Source organism: Roseicella frigidaeris (genome assembly GCF_003258945.1).
Taxonomy (GTDB): Bacteria; Pseudomonadota; Alphaproteobacteria; order Acetobacterales; family Acetobacteraceae; genus Paracraurococcus; species Paracraurococcus frigidaeris.
The window spans coordinates 106,512-123,686 of record NZ_QLIX01000011.1; the positions used below are offsets into that span (position 1 = coordinate 106,512).

At 74.7% G+C, this 17,175-nt stretch carries 14 protein-coding genes; 10 read left to right on the top strand and 4 right to left on the bottom strand.

Translation table 11 applies throughout. The annotated features are described in order from the left end of the window. Positions 1 to 3: 3 nt before the first annotated feature. Positions 4 to 1,053, bottom strand: coding sequence for an ABC transporter ATP-binding protein (locus DOO78_RS15540; protein ID WP_111470776.1), 1,050 nt, complete (start codon positions 1,051 to 1,053; stop codon positions 4 to 6). Between the two features lie 79 nt (positions 1,054 to 1,132). Then, the gene (locus DOO78_RS15545; protein ID WP_111470777.1) at positions 1,133 to 2,800 is read right to left on the bottom strand and encodes a thiamine pyrophosphate-requiring protein; all 1,668 of its coding nucleotides are present in this window, start codon (positions 2,798 to 2,800) and stop codon (positions 1,133 to 1,135) included. Between the two features lie 143 nt (positions 2,801 to 2,943). Between DOO78_RS15545 and DOO78_RS27885 the strand changes: the two genes are divergently transcribed. The 6 genes from DOO78_RS27885 to DOO78_RS15570 all read left to right on the top strand — a co-directional run bounded on the left by DOO78_RS27885 (position 2,944) and on the right by DOO78_RS15570 (position 7,490). Next, complete coding sequence (locus DOO78_RS27885) at positions 2,944 to 3,138, top strand: hypothetical protein (protein ID WP_207802922.1); 195 nt, start codon at positions 2,944 to 2,946, stop codon at positions 3,136 to 3,138. Continuing rightward, a complete protein-coding gene (locus DOO78_RS15550; protein ID WP_207802923.1) occupies positions 3,135 to 4,544 on the top strand; it encodes an amidase in 1,410 nt (469 codons plus the stop codon). Before DOO78_RS27885 ends, DOO78_RS15550 begins: the two co-directional genes overlap by 4 nt. 9 nt (positions 4,545 to 4,553) lie before the next feature. Then, complete coding sequence (locus DOO78_RS15555; protein WP_111470779.1) at positions 4,554 to 5,120, top strand: sigma-70 family RNA polymerase sigma factor; 567 nt, start codon at positions 4,554 to 4,556, stop codon at positions 5,118 to 5,120. Continuing rightward, positions 5,117 to 5,845, top strand: a complete 729-nt coding sequence (locus tag DOO78_RS15560; RefSeq protein ID WP_111470780.1) for an NrsF family protein — start codon at positions 5,117 to 5,119, stop codon at positions 5,843 to 5,845. The genes DOO78_RS15555 and DOO78_RS15560 overlap by 4 nt, the downstream gene beginning before the upstream one ends. 142 nt (positions 5,846 to 5,987) lie before the next feature. Next, positions 5,988 to 6,695, top strand: coding sequence for a 2OG-Fe(II) oxygenase (locus DOO78_RS15565; RefSeq protein ID WP_111470781.1), 708 nt, complete (start codon positions 5,988 to 5,990; stop codon positions 6,693 to 6,695). 282 nt (positions 6,696 to 6,977) lie between these two features. After that, positions 6,978 to 7,490 carry a hypothetical protein gene (locus DOO78_RS15570; RefSeq protein ID WP_111470782.1) on the top strand — a complete coding sequence of 171 codons (513 nt, stop codon included), beginning with the start codon at positions 6,978 to 6,980 and terminating at the stop codon, positions 7,488 to 7,490. Between the two features lie 135 nt (positions 7,491 to 7,625). On the opposite strand, the gene DOO78_RS15575 is transcribed toward DOO78_RS15570, so the two are convergent. Beyond that, positions 7,626 to 10,904, bottom strand: a complete 3,279-nt coding sequence (locus DOO78_RS15575; RefSeq protein ID WP_111470783.1) for an adenylate/guanylate cyclase domain-containing protein — start codon at positions 10,902 to 10,904, stop codon at positions 7,626 to 7,628. Between the two features lie 713 nt (positions 10,905 to 11,617). Here DOO78_RS15575 and DOO78_RS15580 point away from each other — a divergent pair. From DOO78_RS15580 to DOO78_RS15595, 4 genes are all read left to right on the top strand, one after another. Beyond that, positions 11,618 to 12,040, top strand: a complete 423-nt coding sequence (locus tag DOO78_RS15580) for a con-10 family general stress protein (RefSeq protein WP_243634569.1) — start codon at positions 11,618 to 11,620, stop codon at positions 12,038 to 12,040. A gap of 167 nt (positions 12,041 to 12,207) precedes the next feature. Further along, the gene (locus DOO78_RS15585; RefSeq protein ID WP_111470785.1) at positions 12,208 to 13,335 is read left to right on the top strand and encodes a CaiB/BaiF CoA transferase family protein; all 1,128 of its coding nucleotides are present in this window, start codon (positions 12,208 to 12,210) and stop codon (positions 13,333 to 13,335) included. Between the two features lie 61 nt (positions 13,336 to 13,396). Then, positions 13,397 to 14,569, top strand: a complete 1,173-nt coding sequence (locus DOO78_RS15590; RefSeq protein WP_111470786.1) for an acyl-CoA dehydrogenase family protein — start codon at positions 13,397 to 13,399, stop codon at positions 14,567 to 14,569. Continuing rightward, positions 14,566 to 15,540: a tripartite tricarboxylate transporter substrate binding protein gene (locus DOO78_RS15595; protein WP_111470787.1), complete on the top strand. Its 975-nt coding sequence runs from the start codon at positions 14,566 to 14,568 to the stop codon at positions 15,538 to 15,540. Before DOO78_RS15590 ends, DOO78_RS15595 begins: the two co-directional genes overlap by 4 nt. Before the next feature lie 40 nt (positions 15,541 to 15,580). Here the strand turns inward: DOO78_RS15595 and DOO78_RS15600 are convergent, their stop codons facing one another. Continuing rightward, complete coding sequence (locus DOO78_RS15600; RefSeq protein ID WP_111470788.1) at positions 15,581 to 17,116, bottom strand: AMP-binding protein; 1,536 nt, start codon at positions 17,114 to 17,116, stop codon at positions 15,581 to 15,583. Positions 17,117 to 17,175: the final 59 nt, after the last annotated feature.

Below are 17,175 nucleotides of genomic sequence, written 5' to 3' on the forward strand. Positions count from 1 at the left end.
GCTTCAGGCGCCGAGGCGCTGCCCGGTCTCGCCCTCGAAGAGGTGCACCAGCCCCATCTCCGGGGCGATGCCGAGCGTGTCGCCCGGGTTGGCGGTGATCCGCTCGCGGAAGGCGCCGGTCAGCGGCGTGTCGCCGAGGCGGAGCAGCACCTGCGTCTCCGATCCCGTCGGCTCGACGAGCTGCACCTTGGCCTGCAGCCCCTTCGGGTCGAGCCGCAGGTGCTCGGGCCGGATGCCGTAGACGCCGGCCTTGCCGTTGGCGCCGGCGGGCAGCGGCAGCACGCCGCCGCCTTCGGCCTCGAAGCCGCCGCTGCCGGGGCGCCCCTTCACCAGGTTCATCGCCGGGCTGCCGATGAAGCCGGCGACGAAGAGGTTGGCCGGCCGGTCGTAGAGCTCGAGCGGCGGGCCGACCTGCTCCACATGCCCGCCATGCATGACGACGATCTTGTCGGCCATGGTCATGGCCTCGATCTGGTCGTGGGTGACGTAGACGGTCGTCACCTTGAGGCGCTGGTGCAGCTCCTTGATCTCGGCGCGCATCTGCACCCGCAGCTTGGCGTCGAGATTCGACAGCGGCTCGTCGAACAGGAAGACCTGCGGGTGCCGCACGATGGCGCGGCCCATCGCCACGCGCTGCCGCTGGCCGCCCGAGAGCTGGCGCGGGAAGCGGTCGAGGAAGGGCTCGAGGCCGAGGATGCCGGCGGCGCGGCGCACCTCGGCCTCCATCGCCTCCTTCGGTGCCTTGGCCAGCTTCATCGAGAAGGCCATGTTCTGCCGCACCGTCATGTGCGGGTAGAGCGCGTAGTTCTGGAACACCATGGCGATGTCCCGGTCCTTCGGCGGCACGTTGTTCACGACGCGCCCGCTGATGGCGATCTCGCCCGAGGTGATGTTCTCGAGCCCGGCCAGCATGCGCAGCAGCGTCGACTTGCCGCAGCCCGAGGGGCCGACCAGGACGACGAACTCGCCATCGGCGATGTCGACGCTGACGCCGTGCAGCACCTCGACCGGCCCGAAGGCCTTGCGGACATTCCTGATCGCAACCGACGCCATGCTGCCTCCCGTCCGCGGGCGTGCCCGTGGCCGCCCGCTTGTCCTTCGGTCTTGCGCCGTGTGTCCCCTGGCCCGCGGGTCAGAGGCGGGAGACGGCGGTCTCCTTCGAGGTGATGAACTCGAGCAGCACGGGAATGCCCTGCTGCGTCTTCTCGATCCCGCGCCGGATCGCGGGGACGATCTCGGACGGGTCGGTCACCCGCTCGCCATGCCCGCCGAAGGCGCGCGCCATGGCGGCGTAGTCGCCGGAGATGTCGGTGCTGCGGTACTTCTCCGTGCTGACCGGCATGACCTTCAGCTCGATCGCCATGGAGAAGTTGTTCAGCAGCACGGACATGATCGGGATGCGCTCGCGCACCGCCGTCTCGAAATCCATGCCGGTGAAGCCGATCGCGGCGTCGCCCCAGACATTGATGCAGAGCTTCTCCGGCGCCGCCAGCTTCGCCCCCATGGCGAGGCCGAGCCCGTAGCCGAGCTGCGTGGTCTTGCCCCAGCCGAGATAGGAGAGCGGGGTGGTGGACTTCCAGAAGGGTGAGATCTGGTCGCGCGGGCTGCCGGCATCATGGGTGATGATGACGTTGTCCTTGTCCACCGTGTGCTGCAGGTCCCACAGCACCCTATAGGGGTTGAGCGGCGCGTCCTTGCAGGTGAGCTTCGGCATCCACTCGGCGAGCCAGGGCTCCTTGATCGACTGGATCTCGGCCGCGACCGGCGCCGGGTCGCGCGGCGACCCGACCAGGCCGGCGAGCTCGGCGAGCAGCGCGTCCATGGTCAGCGCCGCGTCGCCGATGAGGCCGAGATCGACCTTGACGTCCTTGTTCAGGTGCATCGGGTCGAGCGTCGCCTGGATGAATTTCGGCCCCTTCGGCATCTTCGGGCCGAAATTGGTCTCGGTGAAGGAGCAGCCGATGCCGATGATGAGGTCCGCCTTGTCGAGGAAGACCCGCATGTGCCTGCCCATGGCGACGCCGGCGGCGCCGAGGGAGAGAGGATGCTCCTCGTTGAAGGCCGACTTGCCGCCGAGGCTGGTGCAGACCGGCGCCGCCAGCAGCTCGGAGAGCTTGGCGAGCTGCGTCCAGGCCCGCGCCCAGTGGACGCCGGTGCCGGCATAGATCACCGGCCGCTTCGCCTCGGCCAGCATCCGCGCCGCGCGCTTCACCTCGACCGGGTCGGGGCCGTAGCGCGTCGCCATCACCGGCGCGTAGTCGATCTCGCCCACCTCCTCGTTCCAGAGGTCGGTCGGCACCTCGACCAGCACCGGCCCGCCGCGGCCGTTGCGCAGCCGGGTGAAGGCGCGGCGCATGATGTTGGAGATCTCGGCCGCCAGCACCACCGGCTCGGCCGATTTCACCACATGGCGCATCGCCTCCGAGGAGTTGAAATTCGGGTCGATATGCGCGAGGCGCCGCGGATAGCCCTGCGGCACCACCAGCACCGGCACGCTCTCGCCATAGGCCTGGGCGACGCCGCCATAGGCGTTCTCGCTGCCCGGCCCGTGCTGCATGCAGAAGGCGCCGATCTTCTGCCCGGCGGTGACGCGGCTGATGGCGTCCGCCATGTGCAGGCCGATCCGCTCCTGCCGCACCATGATCGGCCGGATGTCGCGCGCCGCGGCGAACTCGATCAGGTGGTTCACCGGATAGCCGCAGAGGATCTCGACGCCCTCGCGCTTCATGATCTCGGCGATGGCTTCGCCCAGCTTCATGGCCTGGTCCTCCCGCTGCGGGCCCGCATGGCAGCCCGGCATCCGCGACCGGCGTTCCGGTCCGCTTCGTTTCCGCGGCAAGCCTAGCCTTGCCGGCGCGACGCGCGCAACCGGGGGGCCGGCGCCTTCCGGCGCGGCCGGATCGGATCATACTGCGTCGCATCAACACGAGCGGGAGATGGCCGATGCCGTCCGAAACCTCCGAAGCCGCGTTCGAGGCGCTGGTCGCGCGCGCCGGAATTCCCCTCACGGCCGAGCAGCGCGCGGCGCTGCGGGCGGTCTGGCCGCGCTTCGGCGGCATGCTGCGGCTGCTGCGGGACCCGGCGCCGGGGATGCTGGCCGAGCCCGCCGCCACCTTCTCGGCGGAGCCGGGGCGGTGAGCGCGTCGCCCATCCCGACCATCGCCGAGGCCGCCGCGGCGATCGCCGCGCGCCGCCTCTCGCCGGTCGAGCTGACCGAGGCCTGCCTCGGGCGCATCGAGCGGCTGGACGGCACGCTGCACGCCTTCATCCGCCTCGAGGCCGAGGCCGCGCGCGCCGCCGCCCGGGCGGCCGAGGCGCGCATCGCCCGCGACGGGCCGCGCGGCCCGCTCGACGGCATCCCCATCGCGCACAAGGACATCTATTGCACCGCCGGCATCGCCACCACCGGGCATTCGCGGCTGCTGCAGGACTGGGTGCCGCGCGAGGACGCGACCACGGTGCGCCTGCTGGCCAAGGCGGGCGCCGTCGTGCTTGGCAAGCTGGCGACGCATGAGTTCGCGCTCGGCGGGCCGAGCTTCGACCTGCCCTGGCCGCCGGCGCGCAATCCCTGGAACCCGGAGCACTTCACCGGCGGCTCCTCCTCCGGCACCGGCGCGGCCGTCGCCGCCGGCCTCGTGCTCGGCGGCACCGGCTCCGACACCGCGGGCTCGATCCGCCTGCCGGCCTCGCTCTGCGGCATCGCCGGCCTCAAGCCGACCTATGGCCGCTGCTCCCGCGCCGGCGTGCTGCCGCTGTCGCAATCCCTCGACCATACCGGGCCGATGGCCTGGACGGTGGAGGATTGCGCCATCCTGCTGCAGGCCATGGCGGGGCACGACCCGGCCGATCCGGCGAGCGCCGACCGGCCGGTGCCCGATTTCCGCGCCGGGCTCGGCCAAGGGGGGAAGGGGGGCGTGAAGGGCCTGCGCATCGGCCTCGTCCGTCACTTCCACGAGCGCGATCATCCCGTGAACGCCGCGACTCTTGCCGGCATCGAGGGCGCTGCCGAGTTCTTCCGCCGGGAGGGCGCGGAGGTGCGCGAGGTGACGCTGCCGGGGCTCGACGCCTTCAATGCCTGCGCCTGGGCGATCATGCTCGCCGAGGCCTTCTCCATCCACGAGGTGGCGATGCGCCGCGAGCCGGACCGCTTCGGCGCCATCCTGCGCGACCGGCTGGCGCTGGGCGGGCTGCTCGGCGCGGCGGACTACCTGGCGGCGCAGAAGGCGCGGCGGCGGCTGGTCGCGGCGACCGAGGCGGCGACGGCGGATGTCGACCTGCTGCTCACCGCCGTCCAGCCCGGCGAGGCGGCGCGGATCGACGCGGTGTCGCCCTGGGCCTTCCTGGAGCGGCCGAGCTTCACCACGCCCTGCAACGTCACCGGCTGGCCCGCCCTCTCGGTCTGCACCGGCTTCGGCGCGGGCGGCCTGCCGCTCGCCATGCAGCTCATCGGCAAGCCCTTCGCCGAGGCCGGGCTGCTGCGCGCCGGCCATGCCTATGAGGTGGCGCATGGCTGGCGGGCGCGCCGGCCGCCGCTGCTCGGCTGAGCCGCGGGCATGGCGGAGGCGGGGGAGTGGGAGAGCTGGATGACGGCGGCGCAGGCCGGCGACGCCCGGGCCTATGACGCGCTGCTCCGCGCCGCGCTGCCGCTGCTCCGCAACACCGCCCGCCGCCGCATCCGCGACCCGGCGGAGGCGGAGGACGCGGTGCAGGACGCGCTGCTGACGATCCACCAGCTCCGCCACGCCTATGATCCGGCGCGGCCGATCCGCCCCTGGCTGGTGGCGATCTGCGAGCGGCGGGCGATCGACCGGCTGCGGCGCAGCGGCCGGCGGCAGGGGCGGGAGATCCCGCTCGGCGATGCCGGCGAAACCCTGGCCGCGCCGCTGGCGAATCAGGGGGAGGCGCGGGTCGCCGCGGCCGAGCTGCGGGCGGCGGTCGCCGAGTTGCCGCCGGCCCAGCGCACCGCGCTCGGCCTGGCCAAGCTCGAGGACCTGCCGCTCGCCGAGGCCAGCGCCCGTTCGGGCATGAGCGTCGGCGCGCTGAAGGTGGCGACGCACCGGGCGGTGCGGGCGCTGCGGCGGCGCCTGGCGGCGCGGCCTGGCACGGGGAGTGGCGAATGACGGCGAGGAAGGGCGCGCCGGGCTGGCCGGCATCCGCCCGGCGCCGGCCCCTGGCGCCGGGGCGTGGCGAGGGGCCGGACGGGGCGAGCGAGCGTCTCATCGCGGAGCTGGCCCTCGGGCTGCGCCCGGTGCGGCGCCTGCCGCCGCCCGGGCTGCTGGCGCTGCTCTGGCTGGCGCTGGCCGGGCTGGTGATCGGCCTCGCCATCGCCCTGCACGGGCTGCGGCCGGATCTCGCCGCCGCCATGGCCGAGCCGGGCGAGCGGGCGCAATTCCTCGCCTCGCTCGCCACCGGCGTCGCGGCGGCGCTGGCGGCGGCGATGCTGGCGCGGCCCGACCGCTCCGGCCGCTGGGGGCTGCTGCCGCTCGCGCCGCTCGGCCTCTGGCTGGGCAGCCTCGGCTGGGGGTGCCTCGCCGATCTCGGGCGCCTCGGCCCCGCCGCCTGGAGCCTCGGGCCGAGCTGGGGGTGCCTGCGCTTCATCCTGGCCCTCGGCGCGCCGCTCACCGCGGCGATGCTGCTGCTGCTGCGCCATGCCGGGCCGGTGCGGCCGGGGCCGGTGCTGCTGCTGGGCGGGCTGGCGGCGGCGGCGCTCTGCTCGGCCGGGCTGTCCCTGATCCACCACCTGGATGCGATGCTGATGGTGCTGGTCTGGCATGGCGCGGCGGTCGCGGCGCTGGTGGCGCTGGGCTGGGCGCTCGGCCGGCCGCTGCTGGCGCGGCCGGGCTGATCCCGCCGCCCTGGCTGACACCCTGGCCCTGCGGGCCGCGGGTGGGGCGGCCATGCGCGCGATGGCGATGCCGACCGGGCGCCGCCGGACCGCCGCACCGGGCGGGAGGCGCCGGCTGGCGAGGTCCGGCATAGGGGGGCGCATGGACATCGATTCCCGCATCGCCGGCCTCGACTGGCCGCGCCTCCACGCGACGCTCGGGGCGCATGGCGCCGCCCCGGCCGGCCCGCTGCTGACCCCGGCGGAATGCGCCGGGCTGGCGGCGCTCTATGGCCAGGAGGCCGGCTTCCGCAGCCGCGTCGTCATGGCCCGGCACGGCTTCGGCCGGGGCGAGTACAAGTATTTCGCGGCGCCCCTGCCGCCCCTGGTCGCGGCGCTGCGCCGGGCGCTCTATGCCCGGCTGGTGCCGCTGGCCAATGCCTGGCAGGCGGCGCTCGGCCTCGCGCCCCGCTTCCCGCCCGGGCTGGACGCCTTCACCGCCGCCTGCCACGCCGCCGGGCAGACCAAGCCGACCCCGCTGCTGCTCCGCTACGGGCCGGAGGACTACAACTGCCTGCACCAGGACCTCTATGGCGCGCTTGCCTTCCCGTTGCAGGTGGCGATCCTGCTGAGCGAGCCCGGGCGCGACTTCAGCGGCGGCGAGTTCGTCCTCACCGAGCAGCGCCCGCGCATGCAGTCCCGCGCCGAGGTGGTGGGGTTGCGGCAGGGGGAGGGGGTGGTCTTCGCCGTCCACCACCGGCCGGTGCAGGGCAGCCGCGGCGTCTACCGGGTCAACCTCCGCCACGGGGTCAGCCGCATCCAGGCCGGCGAGCGCTTCACCCTCGGCCTCATCTTCCACGACGCCGCCTGATACGAACGGCCGTGGCTGGCGCCCCATCGACGGCCCCCATGGGCAGTCCCCTTGGCGCCGGGCGCGACCCTCCGGCTTGCTTGGGCCGTCGCGCCGTCAGGCGCGCCCTGCGGCGCGACGCGCGGCGCCCGTGCGGGCGCTCGGCCCTGCGGGCCGCGGATCGGACCGTCCTGCGCCGGGCCTGAGCGCCGGGGCGGGAACGCCGGCTGGCGTCATGCTCTATCCCTGCACCGGCACCGATCGCCGCCCGGCCGGGCGGCGCTCCAGGGGAGGGACCGACGGATGGGTATCGCCTTCGTGCACGAACATGGGCTGCTGGCCGAGGAGGAGCGCGAGCCGATCGAGCGCAGCCACTACCCGCGCCTCGGCGAGCTGGCGCGGGACGAGGTGCAGGCGCTGGCGCGCTGGCTGCGCGCGCGCCGCAACCGGGCGCGCGACCTGATCCGCGACCGCCGCCGCGACCGCCGCGGCAAGGGGGGCGGCGGCGGCGCGGCCAGCGAGCGCGGCCTGGCGGCGAAGAAGCAGGTCTATGCCCGGGCGCTGGCGCGGGTGAATGCGCGGCTCGACCTGCTGCTCAACGAGGTGCGCATCGCCCGCAACGCGGCCCGGCTGCGCCGGGCGCTCGACCGCCGCAAGGCGGCGCCGCGGCACCATCCCGGGGCGGGGGAGACGGCGGATGCCGGCATGGCCAACCGGCCCAACCGGCGCGTGCGGCCGACCATCCTCGGCGCCCAGGTCGGGCGGATCTCGCAGCGGACCAAGGCGGCGCAGGCGGCGCGCGACGCGCGGGGCTGAGCGGCGCGGCGGCGCCCCGCCGGGCGCCTTTGCCCTTCACCCCGGCGCACGACGCTCTGCCCGCGGGCCGCGGGTTGGAACCGCGCGCGCCGGGTATGAGGGCCGTTGCCGGGGCACCAGCAACGGCCGTTCGGATCAGCCCGGGCCGCCGGGCCGGGCGATGCGGGCGAGCAGGGTGCGGGCGCGCCGCACCACCGGCTCGGCCTCGCCGGCGAAGGGGGCGAGGGCGTCCAGTAGCACGTCCCGCCCCGCCGCCGCCCGGCCGGTCGTCGCCAGCAACTCGGCCAGCGGCTGCGCCGCATGCAGCCCGAAGAGCGGCGCCTGCTGCGCCGCCGCCCGCCGCAGCGCCGCCGCGAGGTCGGCCTCCGCCTCGGCCGCCTGCCCGGCCATGCGCAGGATCTCGCCGCGCTGGCGCAGCAGCACCGCCTCCTCCCACACCGCCCCGCTCTCGGCGAGCAGGCCGAAGCCGGTCTCCATCCGGGCGAGGGCGCCGCCGGTGTCGCCGGTGATCGCCATCAGCTCCGCCTCCATGCCGAGGAAGCTGGGGACGAAGGTCATCGCCTGCATGCCGCGGTTCCAGGCGATGCAGGCGCGCACCAGGGCGAGGCCCTCCTCGACCTCGCCGCGCCGGCCGAGCAGCAGCCCGGTGATCGCCTTCGCCGCCATGTCGATGTAGCGCACCTCGTGCTCCTCGCAGAGCGCGATGGCGCCGCGCAGCCGGGCGATGCAGGCCTCCTCGTCGCCGCGGTCGTAGTCGAAGCGGCCGATGGCGTAGTGCCCGTAGGCGATGGCGAAGGGGAAGCCGGAGGCCTCGGCGGCCGCCAGCGTCGCGGCTAGGTCGCGCCGCGCCTCCGGCAGCCGCCCGGTGATGGCGCGCGCCCAGGCCGCGTAGCAGCGGGTGCTGATGATCGTCGCCTGCGCGGTCAGGCCGCCGCTGCGGTCCCGCACCGTCCGCGCATCCTCGGCGAGGGCGAGGTCGAGGCTCTCGATCGCCGCGGCGAATTGCCCGCGCAGGAAGCGGCTATGGCCCATGGCGCTGTGCGCGGCGGCCAGCGCGCCGCTCGAGCCGCGCGCCGTCGCCTGCGCCAGCAGCGCCTCGGCGCGCTCCGCCGCCTGGTCCATCCGGCCCCGCATCCAGGCATGGCTCCACTGGCCGTGCATGGCGGTGCGGAGCTGCGGCTGCCCGGGCAGGCGCTCGGCGAGCTGCCGCGCCCGGTCATAGGCCTCGCCGGTCTCGAGCGCGCTGTGGCCGCGCAGGCTGAGCAGCGCATGGCCGGCGAGGAGCTGCATCTCGAGCTCGGCCCGGTCGTGCGCCTCGCTCTCGGGCAGCGTCCGCAGCAGGGCGATGCCGCGGCGGAGCTGCACAAGCGCCTCCTCCATGGCGGCGCGCTGCAAGGCCTGCTGCGCGCCACGCAGCCACCAGCCGACGGCGAGCTCGGACTGCGTCGCCTCCGTCCGGTGATGCGCGATCACCTGCGGCTGCGCCGCGGCGCTGGCCGGGAAGCGCTGCTCGAGGATGTCGGCGACCTGGCCGTGCAGGGCGCGGTAGCGCTCGCGCGGCAGCATGCCGAGGGCGGCATCCTGGATCAGGGCATGGCGGAAGCGGTAGCGGGCGCCGCCGGCATGGCGCAGCAGCACCCGCGATTCGACGAGGCGGTCGAGCATCGGCGCCAGCGCCTCCGCCGGCCGGTCGAGCAGCGCGGCGAGCAGGGCCGGGTCGAATTCCCGGCCGATCACCGAGGCGAGCTCGGCGAGCTGGCGCGCCTCGCCGAGCCGGTCGAGCCGCGCCAGCAGCGAGGCGTGCAGCGAGACCGGCACGCTGGCGCGCTCGCTCTCGCGCCGCGCCGCCGGGCCCGGCGCGCCGGGCGCCGGGTCGCTCCCGGCCTGGGCGATCTGCTCGACCACCGCGCGCGTCAGCTCCTCGAGGAAGAGCGGCACGCCGTCGGCGCGGCGCAGGATGTCGCGGGTGATCGGCGCCGGCAGCGGCACGTCGCGGGCGACGTAGCGCACCAGCTCGGCCGCCGCCGGCTCGGCGAGCGGCGCCAGGGTCAGCCGCTCCACCCCCGGCGCGGCCAGCCAGGCGGGCGCGAATTCCGGCCGCGCGGTGATCACCGAGAGCACCGGCAGCGTCGTCACCCGCTCGATCCAGAGCGTCAGCAGCTCGCGCGTCGTCGGATCGGCCCAGTGCGCGTCCTCGAGCACGGTCAGCACCGGGCGCAGCCGCGCCGTCGCCGCCAGGTTGTCGGCCAGGGCTTGCAGCAGCCGCTCGCGCCGGCGCTGCGGCGGCATGGGCGGCACCGGCGCGAGGCCGGGCCCGGCGAGCGAGAGCTGCTCGGCGATCATGGCGAACTCGGCCGGCGGCAGGGTCGAGAGGATGCCGCGCAGCTTGTCGAGCCGCGTCGCCGGCGGGTCGTCGGGCTGGATGCGGCTGTCGCGCTCGAGCTGCTGCAGCACCGGCTGCAGCGGCATGCCCTGCTGGTGCGGCGCGGCGAAGTAGCGGATGACGATGCGGCTCTCGGTCTGGCGCAGCAGCTGCGCCACCAGGCGGGACTTGCCGATGCCGGCCTCGCCGGAGATCAGCACCACCCGGCCGGTGCCGCGGCAGGCCTCGTGCCAGAGCGCCTGCAGCCGCTCGAGCGCCGCCTCGCGGCCGAGCAGCGGCAGGCTGGCCCCGCCGGTGCGGGCGGCGAAGCGGTCCGGGCTCTGGGCGATGCCGAGCGCCTGCCAGGCCTGCACCGGCTCCGGCCAGCCCTTCATCGGGTGGCGGCCGAGGTCGCGGAACTCGAACAGCGCGCCGACCAGCCGGCGGACGCTGTCCGAGACCAGCACCGTGCCGGGCTCGGCCAGCGCCTGCAGCCGGGCGGCGAGGTTCGGGGTCTCGCCGAAGACGTCGAGATGCCGCGGATCGCCGGTATCGGCGAGGTCGGCGACGACGACGAGGCCGGTCGAGATGCCGATGCGCACCGCGAGCGGCGCGCCCGCCCGCATCGGCAGCGCCGCCACCGCGTCGAGGATGTCGAGCGCGGCGCGCACCGCCCGCTCCGCATCGTCCTCCTGCGCCGCCGGATAGCCGAAATAGACCAGCACCCCGTCGCCGACGAGGCGGCCGAGATGCCCGCCATGCGCCGCGACGGCCTGGGTCGTCGCGCGGTAGAAGCGGGTGATGGCCTCGGTGAACTCCTCGGGGTCGGCGCTCGCCGCGAGGCTGGTCGAGCCGACCACGTCGCAGAACAGCACCGTCATCGGCCGCAGCTCGCGCGAGCGCGGCGGGCCGGGCTGCAGCGCGGCGCGGCCGGGGGATTGCCGCAGCCCGCACTCGCTGCAGAAGCGGGCGGTCGCCGGCAGCACGGCGCCGCAGCCGGCGCAGACGACATGCGTGCCGCCTGGGTCCGGTCCTGCGCTGGGGTCCGCCATCGGAGCCACGCGACGGTGCCTTCCCTTCGCTGCGCCGGCCCGCGGCGCGGGCTTCGCATGCGATGACCGCACCCGCCCCGTCAGGGAGAGGGGTCACCAACCCCCGGCATGGGAGCGCGCACGGCACGGGTTTCCATTCTCCGTCGCAGTATCACACAGCCCGGCCGGCAGCGGAATGCCGCCCGGCCGCGGCCGGGCCGGGCAACGCCGCCGCCCGCCTCGCGTTGTCCGGGCCCAACCGAGGAGGACGCGCCATGCCATCCGATCCCGTGCCGCCGGGCTTCCCGAGCCCCGGTCCCGGCCCTGGTCCCGGCCCCGGCCCTGGGCCCGAGATCCCGCCCATGCCGCCCGGCCCGCCCTCGCCGGCGCCCGGGCCGAGCCCGCTGCCGCCCGCGCCGACGCCGGGGCCGGAGATACCGCCGCAGAGCCCGCCCGGCCCGCGGGAGATGCCGCCGCCGCAGGCCTGACCGGACCGGCGGCGCATCGTCCACCGCTGCGGGCCGCGCCGAGGCATCCCATCGGGCCGCGGCGCGTTGCACCCCTGCCGGCCGCCGATGTCCTGACCGACCCGCGCATGGGACCGCCCATCGCCGGGACGCACCGGCAGGACGCAGGAGACGGGGCCCGGCGGCCTGGTTGCGGAGCCCTCGGGCTTCGGCAGCGGGACGCCGGGCCGGGCCGGCGTGAATGCAAGCAGCAGGAAGGACAGCCTCATGGCGGGATCCAGCGGCGAAATGCCGCATGGCGGCGGCCGGAACAGCAACCCGGGCAATTTCGCCAACAACCGCGAGAAGGCGTCGCGCGCCGGCCAGCTGGGCGGCTCGCGCCAGGGCGCGGCCAACAACCCGGGCAATTTCGCCAACAACCGCGAGCGGGCGCGCGAGGCTGGGCATCTCGGCGGCGTGCACCAGGGCAAGCGGAACAACCCGGCGAATTTCGCCAACGATCCGGCGAAGGCCCGCGAGGCCGGCCATATCGGTGGCACGCATCAGGGCCGCCAGAACAACCCGGCCAATTTCGCCAATGACCGCAGCAAGGCGAGCGCGGCGGGCCGGCTCGGCGGCCAGCATCGCGGCGCGCGGCGCGAGCCCGACCCGGCGGCCACGCCGGAGCCGGCGCCGCCGGGCGAGGGCTGACCCACGGGGCCGCCGCCGGCCCTGGCGTGCCCAGGGCCGGCCACGGTCGGGGCCGGCCATGGCCGCGGCGCGGCTGTTGCCGGAGCGGATAGAGGCCGCGCGGCGCCGATCGGGCATTTCCGATAGCTGGCGAATTGTTCTAGCCTCCCTCCGAACGGAGGGAACGGATGGGACCGCTCAAGGGCCTGCGCATCCTGGAATTCGCCGGAATCGGGCCTGGCCCGTTCTGCGGCATGGTGCTCGCCGATCTCGGCGCCGAGGTGCTGCGCATCGAGCGCCGGGACGGGCCGGCCGTGCCGCCCGAGGATTTCATCAACCGCGGCCGCCGCTCCGTCGCGCTCGACCTGAAGTCGCCCGCCGCCATCGCGGCGGTGCTGCGCCTGGTCGAGGGCGCCGACGCGCTGATCGAGGGCTTCCGCCCCGGCGTGATGGAGCGGCTCGGCCTCGGGCCGGAGCCCTGCCTCGGGCGCAACCCGCGCCTCGTCTACGGCCGCATGACCGGCTGGGGGCAGGAGGGGCCGCTGGCGCAGTCCGCCGGCCACGACATGAACTACATCGCGCTGACCGGCGCGCTCTGGTCGATCGGCCGCGCCGGCGAGCGGCCGGTGCCGCCGCTCAACCTCGTCGGCGACTATGGCGGCGGCGGCATGCTGCTCGCCCTCGGCGTGGTGGCGGCGCTGCTGCATGCGAAGACCGGCGGCGAGGGGCAAGTGGTGGACGCCGCCATGGTGGACGGCGCCTCGCTGCTGATGGCGCCGATCTACGCCATGAAGGCGCGCGGCCGCTGGCGCAACGAGCGCGGGACCAACATGCTCGACGGCGCGGCGCCCTGGTACGACACCTATGAATGCGCCGATGGCCGCTGGCTCGCCGTCGGGCCGATCGAGCCGCAATTCTTCGCCCTGCTCTGCGAGACGCTCGGCCTCGACGCGCGGAACTTCCCCGACCGCATGGAGCCCGCTGCCTGGCCGGCGCTGAAGGAGCGCCTCGCCGGCCTCTTCCGCAGCCGCACCCGCGACGACTGGGCCACGCTCTTCGCCGGCACCGATGCCTGCGTCGCCCCCGTGCTCGACATGGAGGAGGCGCCGGCGCATCCGCACAATGTCGCGCGCGGCACCTTCGCGCTGCGGGACGGCGTGGTGCAGCCCGCCCCGGCGCCGCGCTTCAGCCGCACGCGGGCCGAGCTCGGCGCGCCGCCGCCGGCGCGCGGCGCGGACACCGAGGCGGTGCTGCGCGAGGCCGGCCTCGAGGCCGGGGAGATCGCGGCGCTGCGCGAGGCCGGCGCCATCGCCTGACCGGCGCCGCCCCAACAGCCCGCCCCAAAAGCCCGTACCAAAGCCCGCTGGGAGAGACGAGATGGATACCAACCTGGCCGCCGGCGGCGCCCGCCTGACCGGGCCGCGCACGGTCTACACGGCCGAGCACGAGGCCTTCCGCGAGACGGTGCGCCGCTTCTACGACAAGCACGTCGTGCCGCATCACCGGCAGTGGGAGCGCGACGGCATCGTGCCGCGCGAGGTCTGGCGGCAGGCGGGGGAGGCGGGCATCCTCTGCCCCATGCTCGCCGAGGAGCATGGCGGCGCCGGCGCCGATTTCGGCTACAGCGCCATCGTCATCGAGGAGATCGCCCGCACCAACTGCACCGGCCCGGGCTTCCCGCTGCATTCCGACATCGTCGTCCCCTATATCGAGGACCTGGCGCGGCCGGAGCGGAAGCGCGAATGGCTGCCGGGGATGGCGCGCGGCGAGATCATCGGCGCCATCGCCATGACCGAGCCGGGCATGGGCAGCGACCTCAAGGCGATGCGCACCACGGCGAAGCGCGAGGGCGACCACTACGTCATCAACGGCTCCAAGACCTTCATCAGCAACGGCCAGCTCGCCGATCTCGTCATCGTCTGCGCCAAGACCGATCCGGCGGCCGGGCGGAAGGGCATCAGCCTGATCTGCGTGCCCGCCGGCACGCCCGGCTTCACCAAGGGCCGCAACCTCGAGAAGATCGGCCTGCACGCCCAGGACACCTCGGAGCTGTTCTTCGAGGATGTGCGCGTGCCGGTCGAGAACCTGCTCGGCGAGGAGAACAAGGGCTTCTCCTACCTCATCCGCAACCTGCCGCAGGAGCGGCTGGTGATCGCGGTGCGCGCCGCCATGGGGATGGAGGTGATGCTGGAGAAGACGGTGCAGTACGCCAAGGAGCGCCAGGCCTTCGGCCAGCCGGTCATCGACTTCCAGCACAACCGCTTCAAGCTGGCCGATGCCAAGGCGCAGGCGGCGATGTACCGCGTCTTCGCCGACCATTGCCTCGCCCTGCACCTGCGCGGCGAGCTGACGGTGGAGCTGGCGGCCACCGCCAAGCTGCTCGGCGCCGAGATGCAGAACCGGCTCTTCGACGATTTCCTGCAGATCCATGGCGGCTACGGCTACATGGCCGAGTACGAGATCGGCCGCGCCTGGGCCGATGCCAGGGTCGGCCGCATCTATGGCGGCAGCAGCGAGATCATGCGCGAGATCATCGGCCGGACGCTGTGAGCCATCCTCGCTGCCGCCGCCGCGCCCTGCTCGGCGCGGCGGGCGCCCTCGCCCTGCCGGGGCTGGCCCGCGCCCAGCCCCGCTTCCCCGAACGGCCGATCACCCTGCTGGTGCCCTTCACCCCGGGCGGGGCGACGGATGTGCAGATGCGCGCGCTGGCCGAGGCGGCCTCGCGCGCCTTCGGCCAGACGGTGGTCACCGAGAACCGGCCGGGCGCCGGCAGCACCCTCGGCGCCGCCACCGTCGCCCGCGCCAAGCCGGATGGCTACCTGGTCGCGCAGATGACGCTGCCGGCGCTGCGGCTGCCCTTCATGCAGCGCATGCCCTACGACCCGCGGCGCGACTTCACGCCGGTCCTGCACCTCACCGGCTACACCTTCGGCGTGCTGGTGCGCGCCGATTCGCCCTGGAAGACCTGGCGCGAGCTGGTCGCCGATGCCAGGGCGCGGCCGGGCACGCATCGCTGGGGCAATACCGGGGCCAACGGCACGCCGCATCTGGCGATGCTGGAGCTCGCCGAGCGGGAGAAGCTGGAGGTCGAGCACATCCCCTTCCGCGGCGAGGCGGATGCCTATCCGGCGCTGCTCGGCGGCCATATCGAGGCGCAGGCGGCCGGCACCGGCGGCGCCCAGATGGTGGTGGACGGGCAGCTCCGCTTCCTCAATTTCTGGACCCGCGAGCGGGTGCCGCGCTTCCCCGAGGTGCCGACGCTGCTCGAGCTCGGCTATGAGGGCATGGTCATCACCTCGCCCTATGGGCTGGTGGCGCCGCCCGGGCTCGATCCCGGCATCCTCGGCGTGCTGCACGAGGGGTTCCGCAAGGCGCTCTTCGATCCGTCGCATCTGGCGGTGCTGGCGCGGCTCGACCAGCCGGTCGAGTATCTCAACAGCATCGACTATGCCCGGGTGATGGCCGAGACCATCGATGCCGAGGAGGCGCGGGTGAGGCGGCTCGGGCTGAAGACGGACTGATGTCGTCCCCACGACGTCGTTGCGCGCCGTCGCCGGGCGGTCAGCCCGGCAGGTAGCGCTCCTTCAGCAGGCGGCGGAGCAGCTTGCCGGCCTCGCTGCGCGGCAGCTCCTCCGCCACCTCCCAGCTCCGCGGCCGCTTCGGCCCCGCCAGCCGCTCGCGGCACCAGGCCTCCAGCCCGGCGCGGAAGCCGGCATCGTCGGCGACGCCCGCGCGCGGCACCACCACCGCATGCACCTGCTCGCCCATCTCCGGATGCGGGATGCCGACCACCGCCACCTCGGCGACATCCGGGTGCTGCGTCAGCACCGCCTCGATCTCGGCGGGGTAGAGGTTGACGCCGCCCGAGAGGATGAGGTCGGCGCGGCGGTCGGACAGGAAGAGGTATCCCTCCTCGTCCAGCCAGCCGAGATCGCCGAGCGTCGCCCAGCCGCGCGCGTCGTAGCAGGCCGCCGTCTTCTCCGGCGCGTTGTGGTAGGCGAAGCGCGGCCCGCCCTCAAAGCGGATCGTCCCGGTCTCGCCCGGCGGCAGCTCCCGCCCGTCCTCGCCGGTGATGTGGACCTTGACGCCGTTCACCGGCCGGCCGACCGAGCGCGGCTTGCGCAGCCAGGTCTCGCTGTCGATCATCGTGGTGCCGATGCCCTCCGAGCCGGCATAGTATTCGTAGAGGATCGGCCCCCACCATTCGATCATCGCCCGCTTCACCGGCACCGGGCAGGGCGCCGCCGCATGGATGGCGACGCGGTGCGAGGCGAGGTCGTGCCGACGCCGGATCTCCTCCGGCAGGGCGAGCAGCCGCACGAACATCGTCGGCACCCATTGGCTGTGGGTGATGCGGAAGCGCTCGATCGTGGCGAGGCATTGCGCCGGGTCGAACTTCCGCAGGATGACGGCGGTGCCGCCCTCCTGCAGCGTCCGGCCGACATAGCCGAAGGGCGCCGCGTGGTAGAGCGGCGCCGGCGAGAGATAGACCACGCTCTCGTCGAAGCCGTAGAGCGACTTCCAGGTCATGTCCCACATCGGCGCGTCGCGCTCGGCATGCGGCAGCATCGGCCGGCGGATGCCCTTGGGCAGCCCCGTCGTGCCCGAGGAATAGAGGAACTCCCGCCCGAGCGGCCGCTCCGGCAGCGGCGCCCCCGGGTCCTCCGCCGCCAGCGCCGCCTCGTAGTCCCGGTAGCCGGGCAGGCCCTCGCCGACGGCGTAGCGCGGCCGGTCGCCGAGCGCCCCCTCGGCGAGCAGCGTGGCGGCGAGCCCGGCCAGCGCCGGGCTGGCGACGACCAGCCTCGCGCCGCTGTCGTTCAGCACATAGGCGACCTCATGCGGCCGCAGATGGATGGAGAGCGGCGTGAAATACAGCCCGGCCAGCCGCGCCGCCTCGGCGAGCTCGAGGAATTCCGGCCGGTTGTCGAGCAGCACGGCGATGCCGTCGCCCGCCCCGAGTCCCTGCCGGATCAGCCAGTGCGCCGCGCGCCGGGCGCGGGCCTCGAGCGCGGCATAGGTGAGGCTCTCGCCGCTGTCGGGGAAATGCACGGCGGTCTTCTGCGGCTGGCGTTCCGCCCAGGTGGCGAGCTGCGGCATCCGTGTCCTCCTCTTGCCGGCAAGGTGGCGGCAGCGGCCGCCGGCCGTCAATGCGCGGC